General features: G+C 69.4%; 12 protein-coding genes. 8 read left to right on the top strand and 4 right to left on the bottom strand.

Annotated features, from left to right (window positions below; translation table 11 throughout):
- Positions 1–39 precede the first annotated feature (39 nt).
- From BEP68_RS09065 to BEP68_RS09055, 3 genes are read left to right on the top strand one after another with little or no spacing between them, the layout of a single operon-like run.
- The gene (locus tag BEP68_RS09065; RefSeq protein WP_187249775.1) at positions 40–1,104 is read left to right on the top strand and encodes an NAD(P)-binding domain-containing protein; all 1,065 of its coding nucleotides are present in this window, start codon (positions 40–42) and stop codon (positions 1,102–1,104) included.
- 57 nt (positions 1,105–1,161) lie between these two features.
- The gene (locus BEP68_RS09060; RefSeq protein WP_187249774.1) at positions 1,162–1,818 is read left to right on the top strand and encodes an SDR family oxidoreductase; all 657 of its coding nucleotides are present in this window, start codon (positions 1,162–1,164) and stop codon (positions 1,816–1,818) included.
- Positions 1,819–1,822: 4 nt separating this feature from the next.
- Positions 1,823–3,010, top strand: coding sequence for a glycoside hydrolase family 3 N-terminal domain-containing protein (locus BEP68_RS09055; protein ID WP_261987782.1), 1,188 nt, complete (start codon positions 1,823–1,825; stop codon positions 3,008–3,010).
- 22 nt (positions 3,011–3,032) lie between these two features.
- Here the strand turns inward: BEP68_RS09055 and BEP68_RS09050 are convergent, their stop codons facing one another.
- Genes BEP68_RS09050 through BEP68_RS09040 form a run of 3 tightly spaced genes read right to left on the bottom strand, consistent with a single transcriptional unit; the run spans position 3,033 to position 5,611 of the window.
- Positions 3,033–3,902 (bottom strand): 3-methyladenine DNA glycosylase, encoded by an 870-nt coding sequence (locus BEP68_RS09050; protein ID WP_187249773.1) that lies wholly within the window; start codon positions 3,900–3,902, stop codon positions 3,033–3,035.
- A 7-nt stretch (positions 3,903–3,909) separates the two neighbouring features.
- Positions 3,910–4,935 (bottom strand): App1 family protein, encoded by a 1,026-nt coding sequence (locus BEP68_RS09045; RefSeq protein WP_056278907.1) that lies wholly within the window; start codon positions 4,933–4,935, stop codon positions 3,910–3,912.
- A 4-nt stretch (positions 4,936–4,939) separates the two neighbouring features.
- Entirely contained in the window at positions 4,940–5,611 is a 672-nt protein-coding gene (locus tag BEP68_RS09040; protein WP_053096558.1) for a DedA family protein, read from the bottom strand.
- 41 nt (positions 5,612–5,652) lie between these two features.
- Here BEP68_RS09040 and BEP68_RS09035 point away from each other — a divergent pair, with 41 nt between their 5' ends.
- From BEP68_RS09035 to BEP68_RS09025, 3 genes are all read left to right on the top strand, one after another.
- Complete coding sequence (locus BEP68_RS09035; protein ID WP_187249772.1) at positions 5,653–6,978, top strand: anthranilate synthase component I family protein; 1,326 nt, start codon at positions 5,653–5,655, stop codon at positions 6,976–6,978.
- Positions 6,979–7,011: 33 nt separating this feature from the next.
- Positions 7,012–9,588 (top strand): leucine--tRNA ligase, encoded by a 2,577-nt coding sequence (gene leuS, locus BEP68_RS09030; RefSeq protein ID WP_053099152.1) that lies wholly within the window; start codon positions 7,012–7,014, stop codon positions 9,586–9,588.
- Between the two features lie 107 nt (positions 9,589–9,695).
- A complete protein-coding gene (locus BEP68_RS09025; protein ID WP_187249771.1) occupies positions 9,696–10,301 on the top strand; it encodes a helix-hairpin-helix domain-containing protein in 606 nt (201 codons plus the stop codon).
- Between the two features lie 48 nt (positions 10,302–10,349).
- Here the strand turns inward: BEP68_RS09025 and BEP68_RS09020 are convergent, their stop codons facing one another.
- Entirely contained in the window at positions 10,350–11,624 is a 1,275-nt protein-coding gene (locus BEP68_RS09020) for an FAD-dependent oxidoreductase (RefSeq protein WP_187249770.1), read from the bottom strand.
- Positions 11,625–11,984: 360 nt separating this feature from the next.
- Here BEP68_RS09020 and BEP68_RS09015 point away from each other — a divergent pair, with 360 nt between their 5' ends.
- A complete protein-coding gene (locus BEP68_RS09015; RefSeq protein ID WP_187249769.1) occupies positions 11,985–14,276 on the top strand; it encodes a ComEC/Rec2 family competence protein in 2,292 nt (763 codons plus the stop codon).
- A 40-nt stretch (positions 14,277–14,316) separates the two neighbouring features.
- Positions 14,317–15,354 (top strand): DNA polymerase III subunit delta, encoded by a 1,038-nt coding sequence (gene holA / locus BEP68_RS09010; protein ID WP_187249768.1) that lies wholly within the window; start codon positions 14,317–14,319, stop codon positions 15,352–15,354.
- Positions 15,355–15,479: the final 125 nt, after the last annotated feature.

Here is a 15,479-nt window from a genome sequence, read left to right as displayed (position 1 = left end):
CCCCGGAACAACCGCGTGATCGCGGGTGTTGTCATCATCGTGAGCATCCTGGACAGCGTCGTGATCGGCGCCGGTCAGGCCGGTCTGTCGGCCTCCTTTCATCTGACCCGTTTGGGCATCGGTCATGTCGTGCTCGACTCGGACTCCGAGCCCGGAGGCGCATGGCGGCACCGGTGGGATGCTCTGACGATGCGCGACGTGCACGGCGTGGCGGAGCTGCCGGGGGATTCTCCACCGCCGCGAGACGGGCAGCGCGCCAATATGGCCGTGCCGGCATACTTCGCGGCGTATGAGCGCGCTCATCGCGTGCCGGTGATCCGGCCCGTGGGAGTCGACCGGGTGGTCGACGAGGACGGCCTCCTGGTCGTGCGCGCGGGGGAACAGGAATGGCGCAGTCGGACGCTCGTCAACGCGACCGGGACGTGGACGCATCCGTTCCTGCCGCACTACCCGGGGATGGAGACGTTCCTCGGCGAGCAGCTGCACACGGTCGACTATCCGGGACCAGAGCACTTCGTGGGCAAGCGCGTCCTCGTCGTCGGCGGGGGCGCGTCGGCTGTCCAGTTCCTCGGAGCTCTGGCGCCCATCACCGACACGCTCTGGGTGACGCGGCGTGAGCCGGTGTGGCGCAGCGACGACTTCACGCCCGAAGCAGGAGCAGCCGCTGTCGCGCTCGTCGAGCGACGGGTCGCCCAGGGGCTGCCTCCCGAGAGCGTGGTGAGCGTCACAGGGCTCATGCTGCGGCCGCAGGAACGGGAGGCGGAGAGGCTTGGCGCCTACGCTGCTCGCCGCCCGATGTTCTCGCGCATCGAGCCGGACGGCGTCCGCTGGGCCGACGGCACCTTCGAGCGGGTCGACGTCATCCTCTGGGCGACGGGGTTCCGCCCGGCGATCGCGCACCTCGCGCCGCTGCACCTCCGCAGTGCGGCCGGGGGCATCCAGCTCGACCGCGGCGGGCGGGGGACGACCGCGGTGCAGGACCCGCGGATCCAGCTCGTCGGCTACGGTCCGTCGGCGAGCACGATCGGTGCGAACAGGGCGGGACGCTCAGCGGCGAAGGGCGTCCAGCGGGCGCTGGCCGTCGCATCGGTCCGGAGCCCCTGAGCGATCTCGGCCCGTTCGTCCCGAGCCGACGTCGGCGAGGGCGCGTAGGGTGAAGACATGTCGCGAATCATCGTCTTCGGCGGCCACGGCCGCATCGCACTGCTTCTCGCTCCTCTTCTCGTCGAGCGGGGTGACGAGGTCACCTCGGTCATCCGCAATCCCGACCACGTCTCGGAGGTCGAGGCGACAGGGGCGCATGCGCTCGTCGCCGACGTCGAGACCCTCGACACGTCTGAACTCGCGGAGATCATCCGCGGTCACGATGCCGTCGTCTGGTCGGCCGGGGCCGGTGGAGGTTCCGCGGATCGCACGTACGCCGTCGATCGTGACGCGGCGATCCGAACCATGGATGCCGCAGAGGCGGCGGGCGTCATGCGCTATGTCATGGTCTCGTGGATCGGTTCGAAGGCCGATCACGGAGTAGCTGAGGACGACGGGTTCTTCGCCTACGCGGATGCGAAGTGGGCGGCGGACGAGCACCTGCGATCGACGAACCTCGACGGTACGATCCTCGGCCCCGGCACGCTCACGTTCGATGAGCCGACGGGCCGTATCCTGCTCGACCCGGACGGCAAGGGCGAGGTCGCGCGCGCCGATGTGGCGGCTGTGATCGCGGAATCTCTCGGCAACCCCTCGACGTTCGGCCGCACCATCCGATTCGGAAACGGCACGGCCGACTCCGGCGTGCCCATCGCCGACGCTCTCACCACCTGACCTCATGCTGCGACGTCGCTTCGGAGCGGTCAGTGCCGCGGCGTTCGTCGCCCTCGCGACGGCGGCGGGACCGGCCTCTGCCGCGGCTGTCGGCTCGGCGCAGGGCGGTCTCGCCCATGCGCAGATTTCCTCACCAGCAATCGGCGAGCACGCCGAGGCTCTCGTCGCAGAGATGACGACGGTCGAGCAGGCGGCGAGCGTCGTGATGGGGCACATCCCGACGACGGATGCCGGAGCGCTCCGCGCCTACATGCAGCAGGGCCTCGGCGGTTTCATCCTGATGGGAGCGAACATCCCGGCGACCGACGACGAGCTCCAGACCCTCACGTCTGCTCTCACGGTCGACCCCGCGCTGCCTCCGCTCGTGGCGGTCGATCAGGAGGGCGGGATCGTGTCGCGCCTCGTCGGCGATGGTTTCCCCGCCTCGACCGTCTTGAAATCGCAGCCGGTCTCCGACACGTCGTCGGCCTTCTCCGCCCGCGCGGCGCTGGTGGCGAAAGCGGGGATCACCGTGAACTTCGGCACGGTCGCAGACGTGACGTCCGACCCGTCGTCATTCATCTACGGCAGGGCACTCGGCACCGACCCCCAGACGGCCGCCGAGCGAGTCGCTGTCGCCACCACGGCGCAAGAGCAGATCATCGCCTCCACGCTGAAGCACTTCCCCGGTCACGGGGCGGCGCCGGGCGACTCCCACAGTGCTGTCCCTGCCACAGCCGAGACCATCGACGAGTGGCGTTCCACGGACGCCGTGCCTTTCGTTGCAGGTATCGAGGCCGGTGCCTCTCTGCTGATGTTCGGCCACCTGGCCTACACCTCGATCGATCCTGCTCCCGCGTCTCTGTCGGCGCGCTGGCACGAGATCGCCCGTGAACAACTGGGATTCGACGGAGTGATCGTGACCGATGACCTCGGGATGCTGCAGTCCTCGGGGATACCCGAGTACGCCGACCCTGTGACGAACGCCGTGTCGGCGGTCGTCGCCGGGACCGACCTCGTGCTGATGATCGCCGGTTCGACTCCCGACACGGCCGGCCAGATCGTCCGCGGGCTCGCGGATGCGGTCGATGCGGGGGTGCTGCCCGCCGATCGGCTCGCCGACGCGGCCACCCGCGTGATGACGTTGCGCCTGCAGTCGACGTCGGCGACCACCGACTGGGCACCGTGCCCGGAGTGCGAGCCGGCGGACTGATCGTTCAGCCCGCTCACGCCGGTCAGCCCGCGAGCGCGACGGCGGTGGTGGAGCCGAGCCAGGCATGCAGCAGCTCGCCGCGCAGATGCCCACCGCGCTCTGCGAACACGCGCTGCCGGCGGACGTACTCCGCCTTGCCCTCGGTCGTCTCGATCGGTACGGGCTCGACACCCCACGGTGTCAGGTCGTACGGCGCGGCCTGCATGTCGAGAAGGCGGATGTCTCTTGCGAGTTCGAACGTGTCGAGCAGAAGTTCGCCGGGCACGAGGGGGCCCAGCTTGACCGCCCATTTGTACAGGTCCATGCCGGCATGAAGGCATCCGGGCTGCTCGAACAGGGGCTGCTCGTCGCGGGTCAGCTCCGTGCGGTTGCGAGGCACGGCCGCGGGTGTGAAGAACCGGAAGGCATCGAAGTGGGTGCATCTGAGGTCATGGCTCTCGACGACCAGATCCGTTGCGTCCTGCCCAAGACGCAGGGGCACCGCGTGTCTGTGCTCATCCGCTCGATAGACCATCGCCCACTCATGCAGTCCGAAGCATCCGAACTGCCCGGGTCGAGAGGCGGTGCGACGCAGCATCCGCTCGATGAGGCCGGCGAGGTCTGCCTTCTCGCGCGCGAAGGCAGCGGCATCCGGCACCGCACCGGCTCTGGTCGCGCCGGGGGAGTACCACCGCCAGGTCAGCCGCTCGTCGGCCTCCTCGAGCTCGACCCCGGCGCCGGGGTGCCACCGACGCAGCTGCGCGGGTTTGTAGCTGTAATAGGTGAACAGGAAGTCCCATACCGGGTGCTTCTCGCCCCGCGCGGCTCGTTCCCGATGCTCAGCCGTGAGGGCGTCGGCTCTCGTCTGGTGCGCTCGTTCGCGTTCCAGCCAGTCGGTCCGCGCCAGCGTCATGGTCACCTCAGCGGAGGATGCCGGCTTTGCCGAGCAGGTCACGGAGCCCCGCGCCGTCCTCGGCACTGACCCAGGGGGCGACGTCGTCGGAGTGCGGCTCGTGGCCCGCGCGACCACCGGCGAGCACGGCCTCGGCCGGGAGCAGCCGACGGATGGCGACGCCGGCGACGGAGTCCGGGTGCTCATCCATGAACTCGGAGTAGATCGCCTCGTCGTGCTGGCCGTCGTCGCCGATCAGCAGCCATTTCACGTGCGGGAACTCCGTGGCCAGGCGACGCAGGTTGGTGAGCTTGTGCTCGCGTCCGCTGCGGAACCATCGGTCGTGGGTGGGGCCCCAGTCGGTGAGGAGCATGGAGCCTGCGGGGAACAGGTGGCGCCCGAGGAACCGGCGGAGAGTCGGGGCGACGTTCCAGGCTCCGGTCGAGAGGTAGACCATGGGAGCACCGGGATATTCGCGGAGCACCTGATCGAGCAGCACGGCCATGCCCGGCACGGGGATGCGCGCGTGCTCGTCGACGACGAAAGAGTTCCAGGCGGCGATGAAAGGTCGGGGGAGGGCGGTGACCATCACGGTGTCGTCGACGTCGGAGACGACCCCGAAATGGGTCGACTCGGCCACGATGAACGCGGTCGTCTCGACCGGGTCCTGACCCTCGACGGAGAACGTGAAGGTCTGCCATCCTGGCTCGAGCTCGGCGTGCACGACCGAGTCGATCACACCGCCCCGGTCTGCGACGACATAGTGCACCGAGTCGCCGATCTGCACGGCGACCTTCGCGAAGCTCACGGGGATGCCGACGAAGCTCCGCCAGCCGCGGACGCTGGCCGGCTCGCCGTCCTTCGTGCTCCGTGCGGGAGGGACGATGAGAACGCGACCGACGACACGCACCCAGCCGGGCCCGCCGTAACCGGGGAACGGGAGGATGGTCGCGGTGCGGCCGCGACGGCGCGCTCGCCCCTCGCGCCACACGTGGAGGCGGTGTTCGAGGCGCGCGAACCAGTGGATCCGGGGCGCCGGAGGTGACGAAGCCATTGCTTCAGTCTTTCACGTCGGTCGAGTCCTTCGCGTCGGAGATGTCGAGATGGCGCGCCTCGAGGCGCGAGATCACCTTCTTGCCCACGAACACGGCGACGAGGAAGAGGGCGATGATGCCGACGAAGATGTATCCCGCGTAGTGCACCCGGTCGGCGAGCTCATCGAAGCTGCCGGCGGCGAGCGAGGTGATGCTCACGTAGGCCGTCGCCCAGAGCAGGCAGGCCGGCGCCGTCCACGCGAGGAAGCGCCGATATGAGTAATGGCTCATGCCCACGGTCAGCGGCACGAGGGAATGCAGCACCGGCAGGAACCGCGAGAGGAAGATGGCGATGCCGCCGCGGCGGGCGAGGTAACGCTCCGCCCGCACCCAGTTCTCCTCGCCGACGCGGCGGCCGACCCAGGAGGCACGGATGTGCGGGCCGATCCACCGCCCGAGCCAGAAGCCGATGCTCTCGCCGATCAGCGCGCCGACGACGACCGAGACGACCATCGCCACGGCCTGAGGCAGGCTGGTGATGCCGATGGACGCGACGAGTACGACAGTGTCACCGGGGAATACGAGCCCGATCAAGACGCTCGTCTCCAGCATCACGGCGAGCCCCGCGACGAGGGTGCGAGTGATCGGGTCGATGGACCGCATGAAGTCGATCAGCCACGGCACCAAGTCGTCCACCCCTTGAGAATACGGGAGTGCGCGCCGCTTAGGCTGAGAACGTGCCCGAACCTCTGAGCGCCCGCGTCCTGCCCGATCGGGTGACGCCTGACGCGCTCTTCCTCGCCCTCGAGCGGTCGTGCGCCGACCTGTTCTGGCTCGACGCCGGGGCGGATGCGACGGAGGGATGGAGCTTCGTCGGGACGGGCGATCCGGCGTCGTTCCCCGGTGAAGTGCGGATGGATGCCCGCACGGCCGCCGCTCATCCCGGTCCTCCGCTGCGGGGCGGGTGGGTCGGCTGGTACGACTACGAGACCGGCGCCCGAGCAGCGGGAGCACCCGTATGGGAAGCCGCTGACGAGCCCGGCGACGCCTGGTTGCGGGTCTCCCGGCTGGCGGCGTTCGATCATGCGACCGGCACCGTATGGGTTGCCGCAGCCGATGCCGATCTCGACGAGTGGAGCGCCGTCGTCGCTCGCGTCACCCCCTCCGCCGTGCCGCGCGGGGAGACGGTGTTCAGCGCTGCCTCGTCCGTGCGCAGCGAGGCGCGACACACTCCGACGGAGTACGCAGGACTCATCGAACGCTGCCGCGAGCTCATCAGAGCGGGGATCGCCTACCAGCTCTGTCTCACCACCCGGTTCACCGTGCCGGGGGAGCACGACGGAGTCGCGGTGTACCGACGCCTCCGTGCCGCCACTCCCGCTCACCATGGCGGCTTCATCCGGATCGGCGGCCGCTCCTTGCTCAGTGCGAGCCCCGAGCAGTTCCTCCACGCTGACGGCGGCATCATCCGCACGCGGCCGATCAAGGGGACGCGGCCCCGCGGCGCGGACGCCGCGCACGATGCCGAGCTCGCCGCCGAGCTCGCGGCGGACCCGAAAGAACGGGCTGAGAACGTCATGATCGTCGATCTGATGCGCAACGATCTGTCGAGGGTGTGCCGACCCGGGTCGATCCGGGTCGAGGCGCTGTGGGCCGTGGAGACGTATCCGGCGGTGCACCAGCTCGTCAGTACCGTCAGCGGCACGGCGGCCGCGGGCACGACGGCGAGCGAACTTCTCGCAGCGACCTTCCCGGCGGGAAGTATGACAGGCGCGCCGAAGCTCTCGGCGATGACGCGCCTGCATGAGCTGGAGGGAGGGCCTCGCGGTATCTACGCCGGGTGCTTCGGTTACATCGGCGATGAGGGGTCGCTCGACCTCGCGATGGTCATCCGCAGCATCGTGATCGACGGTACGGGCGCTGTGGTCGGCGCAGGCGGGGGGATCACCTGGCGATCGGTCGCCGCCTCGGAGGTCGCCGAGGTCGCGACGAAGGCTCGGGCGCCGCTCGCTGCGCTGGGAGTGGAAATGCCCGCGGCCTGGGCTTCCGATATCCTGAACTGATCCCCTTTTCCCTTCAGATTGGTCGTGCGTTCGTTGTCTGAGAACCTGTCCACCTCTCCCGTCGCCGAGGAGACCTCCTCGGCGCACGCTATCCAGGCCAAGTGGCAGAAGTACTGGGCGGAGAACGAGACGTTCCTCACCGGCGGCGACGATGACAAGCGGCCCCGCCGCTACGTGCTGGCGATGTTCCCCTACCCCTCCGGCGACCTGCACATGGGGCACGCGGAGAACTACCTGTATTCGGACATCGTGGCCCGGTTCTGGCGCCACCGCGGGCACAACGTGCTCAACCCGATCGGCTGGGACTCCTTCGGTCTGCCTGCGGAGAACGCGGCGATCCGTCAGGGTGCGGATCCCCGCGAGTGGACCTACCAGAACATCGCTCAGCAGAAGCAGGCGTTCCAGAACTACGGCGTCTCGTTCGACTGGTCGCGAGTGCTGCACACCTCCGACCCCGAGTACTACCGCTGGAACCAGTGGCTGTTCCTGAAGCTGCACGAGCGAGGTCTGGCGTACCGCAAGAAGAGCGCGGTCAACTGGTGCCCGAACGACCAGACCGTGCTCGCGAACGAGCAGGTCGTCGACGGCCGTTGCGATCGCTGCGGTGCCGAGGTCGTGAAGAAGAAGCTGACTCAGTGGTACTTCAAGATCACGGACTACGCCGACCGGCTGCTCGATGATCTGAACCAGCTCGAGGGCTTCTGGCCGCACAAGGTGCTGCAGATGCAGCGCAACTGGATCGGACGCTCGATCGGCGCCGACGTCGACTTCCGCATCGAGGGGCGCGACGAGCCCGTCACCGTGTTCTCGACGCGTCCTGACACCCTGCACGGAGCGACGTTCTTCGTCGTGGCCCCCGACTCCGACCTGGCTTCGGAGCTCGCAGCGGATGCTCCGGCCGACGTGCGCGAGCGTTTCCAGAAGTACCTGGCCGATGTGCAGAAGACCACCGACGTCGACCGACAGGCCACCGATCGCCCGAAGACCGGGGTCTTCCTCGAGCGGTACGCGATCAACCCGGTCAACGGCGAGAAGCTGCCGGTCTGGGCGGCGGACTACGTGCTGGCCGATTACGGTCACGGAGCGGTCATGGCCGTGCCGGCGCACGACCAGCGAGACCTGGACTTCGCCCGCGCCTTCGACCTGCCCGTGAAGGTCGTCGTCGACACGACGGCGCCCGTCACCGGTGCGATGCCGGTCATCGAGGTCGATGAAGAGGGTGTGCCGATCGACACCGGCGCGGCGCTCGACGAGCAGAACCCCGCCTCCACCGGCATCGCTCTGACGGGAGAGGGCCGGATGATCAACTCCGGACCGCTCAACGGTCTGTCCAAGCGCAATGCGATCGCCCGTGCGATCGAGCAGCTCGAGGCGTCCGGCACCGGGCGCGCCGCCAAGAACTACCGTCTGCGCGACTGGCTGATCTCGCGTCAGCGCTTCTGGGGCACGCCGATCCCGATGCTGCACGCGGAGGACGGCCGGATCATCCCCGTGCCCGAGGAGCAGCTGCCGGTGAAGCTGCCCAGCGTCGAGGGTCTCGACCTCAAGCCCAAGGGATCGTCGCCGCTCGGCGCCGCTGAGAGCTGGGTCCGCACGGTGGATGCCGCCAGCGGTGACCCCGTTCTGCGGGATCCGGACACGATGGACACGTTCGTCGACAGCTCGTGGTACTTCCTGCGATTCCTGTCGCCGAACAGCGACACGGTCGCGTTCGACCCGGCTCAGGCCGCCCGCTGGTCGCCGGTCGACTCTTACATCGGCGGCGTCGAGCACGCCATCCTGCACCTGCTGTACGCGCGATTCATCACCAAGGTGCTGTTCGACATGGGGCTGATCGACTTCACCGAGCCCTTCTCGAACCTCATCAACCAGGGCATGGTCCTGCTCGACGGCGCCAAGATGTCGAAGAGCAAGGGCAACCTGGTGCTCTTCGAAGAGGAGCTCGACGCCTACGGCGCCGATGCGCTGCGCGTGGGTCTCGCGTTCGCCGGACCGGTCGAAGACGACAAGGACTGGGCCGACGTCTCGACGACCGGTGCGCAGAAGTTCCTGGCCCGCGCGTTGCGCATCGCCCACGAGGTGTCCTCTCCTGTCGACGTCGTGTTCGCGGGCGGAGATGCGGCGCTGCGTCGAGCCACGCACAAGCTGCTGGCAGATGCTCCTGGGCTCGTCGAGCAGACGAAGTTCAACGTCCTGGTCGCGCGTCTGATGGAGCTGGTCAACGTCACCCGCAAGACGATCGACGGTGCCGCAGGCGCCGCTGATCCGGCGGTGCGTGAGGCGGCCGAGACCGTCGCCGTGATGCTCGATCTGATCGCCCCGCACACCGCAGAGGAGATGTGGGAGATCCTCGGACACGAGCCGTCCGTCGGGCTCGTCACCTGGCGCTCCGCCGACCCGGCGCTGCTCGTCGAGGACACAGTGACCGCCGTCGTGCAGGTGGGCGGCAAGGTCCGTGCTCAGCTCGAGGTGCCCGCGCGCATCGGCGAGGCCGAGCTCGAATCGCTCGCCCGTGCCGACGAGCGGGTCATTCGCTCGATCGGCGACCGCGAGATCGTCAAGGTCGTCGTGCGCGCCCCGAAGATCGTCAGCATCGTCGTGAAGGGCTGACCGACCGCGTAGCCAGCCGCTCTGCACATCCGGCCGCCCACGGGGGTTCTCCCCGACGGGCGGCCGGATGCATGAGAGGCGTCCGTTCGCTGGCATAGCGTTGCGGAATGCCCGAATCCGCCGCTTCCTCACCGGCGCCGCGCCGGTTGCGGCTGGGGGTCGGCGCCGCCGTCGTGCTGGCGCTCGTCGTGCTGTCCGCGGCCGTCGGACTCGGAGTGATGCGGGGGCAGGCCGTGCCGACCGAATCGGTGCCGTTGGCCACCGAGGCCGCCGAGAGCGGCGGATCGACGGGAGAGCTCTACGTGCACGTGCTGGGCGCGGTCGAGCATCCGGGACTCTATGTCCTCGATCTCGACTCCCGGCTGGTCGATGCGGTGGCGGCGGCCGGCGGGACCACCGACGATGCCGACCTGACCGCGGTCAATCTCGCCCGCGTGCTCTCGGACGGCGAACAGATCAGCGTGCCGGTCGTGGATGCCGCAGCCGCGGAGGGGTCGCCGGGAGCAGGCGCGCCCGCGGACGATCTGGTGGATCTCAACACCGCAGATCAGGCGGCGCTCGAGACTCTGCCGCGCATCGGCCCCGCCCTGGCCGAGCGGATCATCGCCTGGCGTGACGAGAACGGTCGGTTCACATCGGTCGATGACCTGCTGTCGGTCCCCGGCATCGGAGAGAAGCTGCTCGCCGGCATCCGCGACGGTGTGCGGGTGTGATGCGCGGTCTGCGGGTGCTGTCTCTCTCTCGCCTGAGTCCGAGCGTCGTCAGCTGTGCAGCGACGTGCCGCTTCTCGAAGCCCCCGAGTCGGTCAGGACGGCACGTGCGGCACGCTCGCCGGAAGCGAGGGCGCCTTGGATCGACGCGGTGTCTCTGTGATCCCCGGCTGCATACAGCCGCTCGGCGTAGCGCGGCGATCGCGGTGGGCCGAGCGGTGCCGGTTGGGTAGGCAACGCGTCGAGGATGTCGTCGCGCCGGATCAGCTGCCACGCGCTGATGTCCGTACCCCAGACCTCTTCGAGGTGGCGGCGCACGTCGAACTCGTCGGCGGGTGCGCCGCCACGCGGCAGCAGGCAGGTCGCGGCGATGAGGTGACGTCCGGCCGGCGCATACGAGGGCACGGTGTGCGTCATCACGACGGTGTTCACGACGGGGCCTCCACCTCGGCCGTCGACGGTGAGCAGTGCGGATCCGCTGGGAGGTTCAGTGGCGGCGAACCACCACGTCTGCAGACCTCTCGTGACCGGACGGGCGAGACCGGTGAGGTCGCTGACGGCATCGGCGCCGACTGCGACCACCGCCCGAGCCGCTCGCACGGAGTCGCCGTCGCTCAGCCCCACCGTGATCTCCTCTCCTCCTGCTGAGATGCCTCCCGCGCGCGCGCCGAGACGGATGTCAGTACCCGCCGCGCGCGCGTGCGCGGCGAGATGCTCGGGGACAGCGGCGATCCCCTGTGCGGGAAGCCCGGGTCGGCCGAGCGCGAAGTAGCGTACGAGCAGTCGCGCGAAGGCGTTTGACGTCTCGCCGCCTCTCTCCGCCAGAACCCCGGCGAGAAACGGCTCGAGTACAGCGGTGCGAAGCGGGCCACGAAGCCCCGCGGCATCCCATCCCTCGCGCATGGTGGCATCGTTCCGAGCCAGATGCGAGAGCGGACTCACCAGTGCCGGCGCGGCCCAGCGTGCCAGCGCGACGGCATCCCGACCGCTCACCAGGCCGCTGCGCAGAGACGTGACGATCGACAGCGGATGCCGAAGCGGATGCCGCAGCTCAGCCACCCCGTCCGTCGTGCGCACCCGCACGCCCACAGGAAAGCTCCCGAGCGCGAGTGCGTCGAGATCGACGCTGCGCCGAAGTGCCGGGTAGGCCGGGTTGAGGACCTGGAACCCGCGGTCCAGCCGGAAGCCGTCGATGATGTCGGTGCGCTGGCGTCCGCCGACCGCATCCGCGGCCTCGAGGACGACGACGTCGAGTCCGTGAGCGGAGAGCAGTCCCGCGCAGCGGAGCCCTGCGAGGCCGGCGCCGATCACGATCACGTCATGCATTCGCGATGACCTCTCCTCGGCGCGTCAGAAAGTCTCGCACCAGAGTCAGGTGAATGGGCTGGTGCTTTGCGATGTCGCGTACGTCGACCATTCCCCGAGTATGCCTGAGTCGCTCGGTGTGGTGGACGGTATCGGCTGTCGGAACGACTCGCGGTCGGTGAATCGAAGTGCCCGCGGTCCTCACTCAGAGATCATCGCTCCGCATTCGGCGCTCCTGCACGCCGCGTCGGCATCGATGTGTTGTCCACCGACCGGGGCGCGGATGCGCTGCGAGGTGGTCGCACGCCCCTACGTTGTCCTGATGCACCGGCTGCCGATGAGATGCGACCCGCGGGTTCGACCGCGCGATGACGCGCGGGTATGAGCCGGGATCTGCGTCTGCTGCCGATCGCGGGCGGAGTGTGGGCGTTCGCCCTGGTCTGCGTGTTCGTGCCTCCAGCTGCGCAGTGGTGCCTTCTCGGTGGCGTGCTGGGGGCGGCGGCGTCGCTGTTGTGGATGCTGCGGCGGTCGTCCGCCGCGGCGTCCATGGCCGGGGTGGTGCTCGTGATGCTCGCCGCGATCGCCGCTGTCTCCGTCACTGCTCTTGCCGCGACACCGGCGCGCGAGGGCGCCGCGTCGTGGGACGGACGTGTGGTCGAGGTGACGGGGGAGGTCAGCACCTCGGCGTCGGTCGGTCGGGATGGGCGCCTGTGGATGGAGGTGCAGCTCACGGGCATCGGGTCGCCGGGGTCGGTGCGGGCGGCGTCGGCTCCGGTGCGGGTCGGCATCGACCCGGCCGACGGGTTCGATCTCGGTGCCACAGTCCGGGTGAAGGGCGAGGCAGCGGCGACGGATCCGGGGGAGAGGGCAGCGCTCGTCGTGTTCGCGAGCGAGGCGTCGGTCGAGGAGCCGGCATCCGGGGTCTTCGCGGTCGCGGCCGGATTGCGCAGCGCTTTCATCGACCGGGCGCAGCGACTTCCCGAGCCCGGAGCGGGCCTGCTTCCCGGACTCGCAGTCGGCGACACCCGCGCGGTGTCGACCGAGCTGAACGATGACATGCGCACCAGCGGTCTCAGCCACCTGACGGCGGTCTCCGGAGCGAACTGCGCCATCGTCGTCGGGGCGGTGTTCTGGTTGGCTGCGCTGTGCGGCGCCGGACGGGGGACTCGAGTCGTCGCGGCCGCTCTCGGTCTCGCGGGCTTCGTCGTCCTCGTGACGCCGGAACCCAGCGTGGTCAGGGCGGCGGTCATGGCGGGTGTCGCGATGCTGTCACTGCTTCTCGGGCGGCCGAGCGCGGGTGCGGGGATGCTGGCGCTCAGCGCGAGCGGCATCCTGATCGCCGACCCGTGGCTGGCCTCGACTGCGGGATTCGCGCTCTCGGTCTCCGCATCGGGTGCACTGATCCTGCTCTCGCCGTCGCTCACCCGCGGACTCGCGCGATTCATGCCGCAACCTCTCGCTCTCGCGATCGCCGTGCCGACGTCCGCACAGCTCGTGTGCGGCCCCGTCATCGCCCTCTTCGCAGAGCAGCAGTCTCTCGTGGGGCTCGTGGCGAACCTGCTGGCTGCGCCCGCGGCGCCGATCGCCACTGTCATCGGCCTCCTCGCGTGCCTCGCCGCTCCGGTGGGCGTTCTCGCCGACCTTCTGGCGGCGTCGGCATGGTTGCCCGCCGCGTGGATCGCGCAAACGGCCAACATCACGGCCAGGCTGCCGTTCGCTCAGATCGCCATGGTGCCCGGCATCGCCAGCGCAGTGCTGGTCAGCGTCGTGAGCGCGGCGATCGGGGTGATTCTCGCCGATGGGTACCGCGCGGTGCCGGTCGTCAGGGGTGTCGCAGCCGCCGTGCTGGCAGTCGCGCTCGCCCTGGGCGGTGCGCATGTGGTGCTCAACGGTGCGCTGGCGAGCGCGACCACTCCCGACGAATGGTCGGTCGCCGCCTGCGATGTGGGCCAGGGAGACGCACTCGTCGTGCGCTCGAAGGGGGCGATCGCCCTGATCGATACCGGGCCGGAACCGGAGCCGCTCGCCTCGTGTCTGCGCGAACTGGGTGTCGAACGCGTGGATCTGCTCGTGCTCACGCACTTCGATCTGGATCACATCGGCGGGGTCGAGGCTGTTCAGGGGAGAGTCGAGGCGGTGCTGCACGGGCCACCGGGGGAGAGCGGTGACGAGCGGATGCTGCAGCACCTCGGCGACGGCGGTGCGACGGTCGGTCAGGCGGCAGCGGGCATGCGGGGTGACCTGGGCGCGGCGTCCTGGCAGGTGCTGTGGCCGCAGCGTGGGTCGGAGGCGTTCCCGCCGGGCAACGACCAGAGCGTGGTTCTGGAGATAGGTGGCGGCGGCGTACCCCGCTCGCTCTTCCTGGGCGACCTGTCGGGGGAGGCGCAGCGGATGCTGGAACGCACCGCGCATCTCCGAGGCGGCTACGCGGTGGTCAAAGTCGCCCATCACGGCAGCGCCGACCAGGACTTCCCGCTCTATCAGGACCTGCACCCGAGTGTCGCGCTGTTCAGCGCAGGCGTTGACAACGACTACGGGCATCCGCGAGCGGAGACTCTGGCATCGCTCGAAGCCGCCGGTGCGCGAGTACTGCGGACCGACCAGCAGGGCCGTCTCCTCGTGGGCCTCGCGGGGGACGAGCTTCAGCTGTGGGCCGAGAAGCAGCCACCCTGACGACGGGGTCGACGTCTGTGGCCCCCGGTAGTCTGGAGACATGGCTGCTTCTCGTACTCCTTCCCGCGGTGGGACCAAGGCAGCCAAGGTCACGCAGGTGTCGTGGCGCGATCCGCGTCCGGCGCCGGTGGTGCTCGTGTTCGGCCCGGAGGAGGTCTGCGCAGAGCGCGCGATCGCCGGAGTCCGCGACTACCTCCGCACCGAAGACCCCGCACTCGAGGTGACCGATGTCCGCGCTGATGACTACGCGCCCGGGACCCTCCTCGCGCTGACCTCGCCGTCGTTGTTCGGGGAACCCCGGCTGGTGCGCGTGTCGGGGGTGGAGAAGTGCTCGGATGCCTTCTTGCAGGAGGCTGTGTCCTACCTCGACCACCCGCAGGAGGGTGCGACAGTGATCCTGCGCCACACCGGGGCCAGCGTCCGCGGCAAGAAGCTGCTCGATGCGGTGCGCGCCGGGACGGGCGACGGCATCGAGATCCCGTGCCCTGCGATCAAGCGCGACGGCGACCGCGTCGACTTCGCTGCCGGCGAGTTCTCTGCGGCGAAGAAGCGGATCGCCCCGCCTGCGTTGCGCGCTCTGGTCTCGGCCTTCGCCGATGATCTCACCGAGCTCGCGGCGGCATGCCAGCAGCTGATCGGCGACGTCGAGGGCGATGTCACCGAAGAAGTCGTCACCAAGTACTACGGCGGGCGGGTCGAAGTCTCTGCCTTCGTCGTCGCTGACACGGCGATCGCCGGACGCTATGGCGAGGCTCTCGTGGCCCTGCGCCATGCCCTCGCCTCCGGCGCCGACCCCGTGCCGATGGTCGCGGCGTTCGCCATGAAGCTGCGCACCATGGCGCGCGTCGCCGGAAACCGCGAGCCGAGCCGTCAGCTCGCGCAGCGACTGGGAATGAAGGACTGGCAGGTCGACCGTGCGCGACGCGACCTCGCCGGATGGAACGAGCGTTCGCTGGGAATGGCCATCCAGGCGACGGCGCGCGCCGATGCCGAAGTCAAGGGTGCCGCCCGCGACCCGATCTTCGCTCTCGAGCGGATGCTCACCGTCATCGCCACCCGCCAGCCGTTCGGCGAGTGAGCGCGGTCTGACGCGCGGCAGCTGCCTCGTCCGTCGAGATCGCTGGCACATACGGTTCCGAGCACGCGAAAGAGCCCGCCCCGCGAACGGGACGGGCTCTTGTCACACCGTCAGGCGTGGAATCG

The organism is Microbacterium sp. 4-7 (assembly GCF_014332665.1).
Lineage (GTDB): Bacteria > Actinomycetota > Actinomycetes > Actinomycetales > Microbacteriaceae > Microbacterium.
The sequence above is the reverse complement of the archived record's forward strand: the minus strand, read 5'-3'. Positions and strand labels throughout refer to the sequence as shown.

Bases quoted from the DNA above. Each gene is read 5' to 3' on its own strand.
- BEP68_RS09015 (WP_187249769.1), top strand. From the start codon at position 11,985: ATGAGCCGGGATCTGCGTCTGCTGCCGATCGCGGGCGGAGTGTGGGCG.
- BEP68_RS09050 (WP_187249773.1), bottom strand. From the start codon at position 3,902: ATGACGCTGGCGCGGACCGACTGGCTGGAACGCGAACGAGCGCACCAG.
- BEP68_RS09060 (WP_187249774.1), top strand. From the start codon at position 1,162: ATGTCGCGAATCATCGTCTTCGGCGGCCACGGCCGCATCGCACTGCTT.
- BEP68_RS09055 (WP_261987782.1), top strand. From the start codon at position 1,823: ATGCTGCGACGTCGCTTCGGAGCGGTCAGTGCCGCGGCGTTCGTCGCC.
- BEP68_RS09020 (WP_187249770.1), bottom strand. From the start codon at position 11,624: ATGCATGACGTGATCGTGATCGGCGCCGGCCTCGCAGGGCTCCGCTGC.
- holA (WP_187249768.1), top strand. From the start codon at position 14,317: ATGGCTGCTTCTCGTACTCCTTCCCGCGGTGGGACCAAGGCAGCCAAG.
- BEP68_RS09045 (WP_056278907.1), bottom strand. From the start codon at position 4,935: ATGGCTTCGTCACCTCCGGCGCCCCGGATCCACTGGTTCGCGCGCCTC.
- BEP68_RS09025 (WP_187249771.1), top strand. From the start codon at position 9,696: ATGCCCGAATCCGCCGCTTCCTCACCGGCGCCGCGCCGGTTGCGGCTG.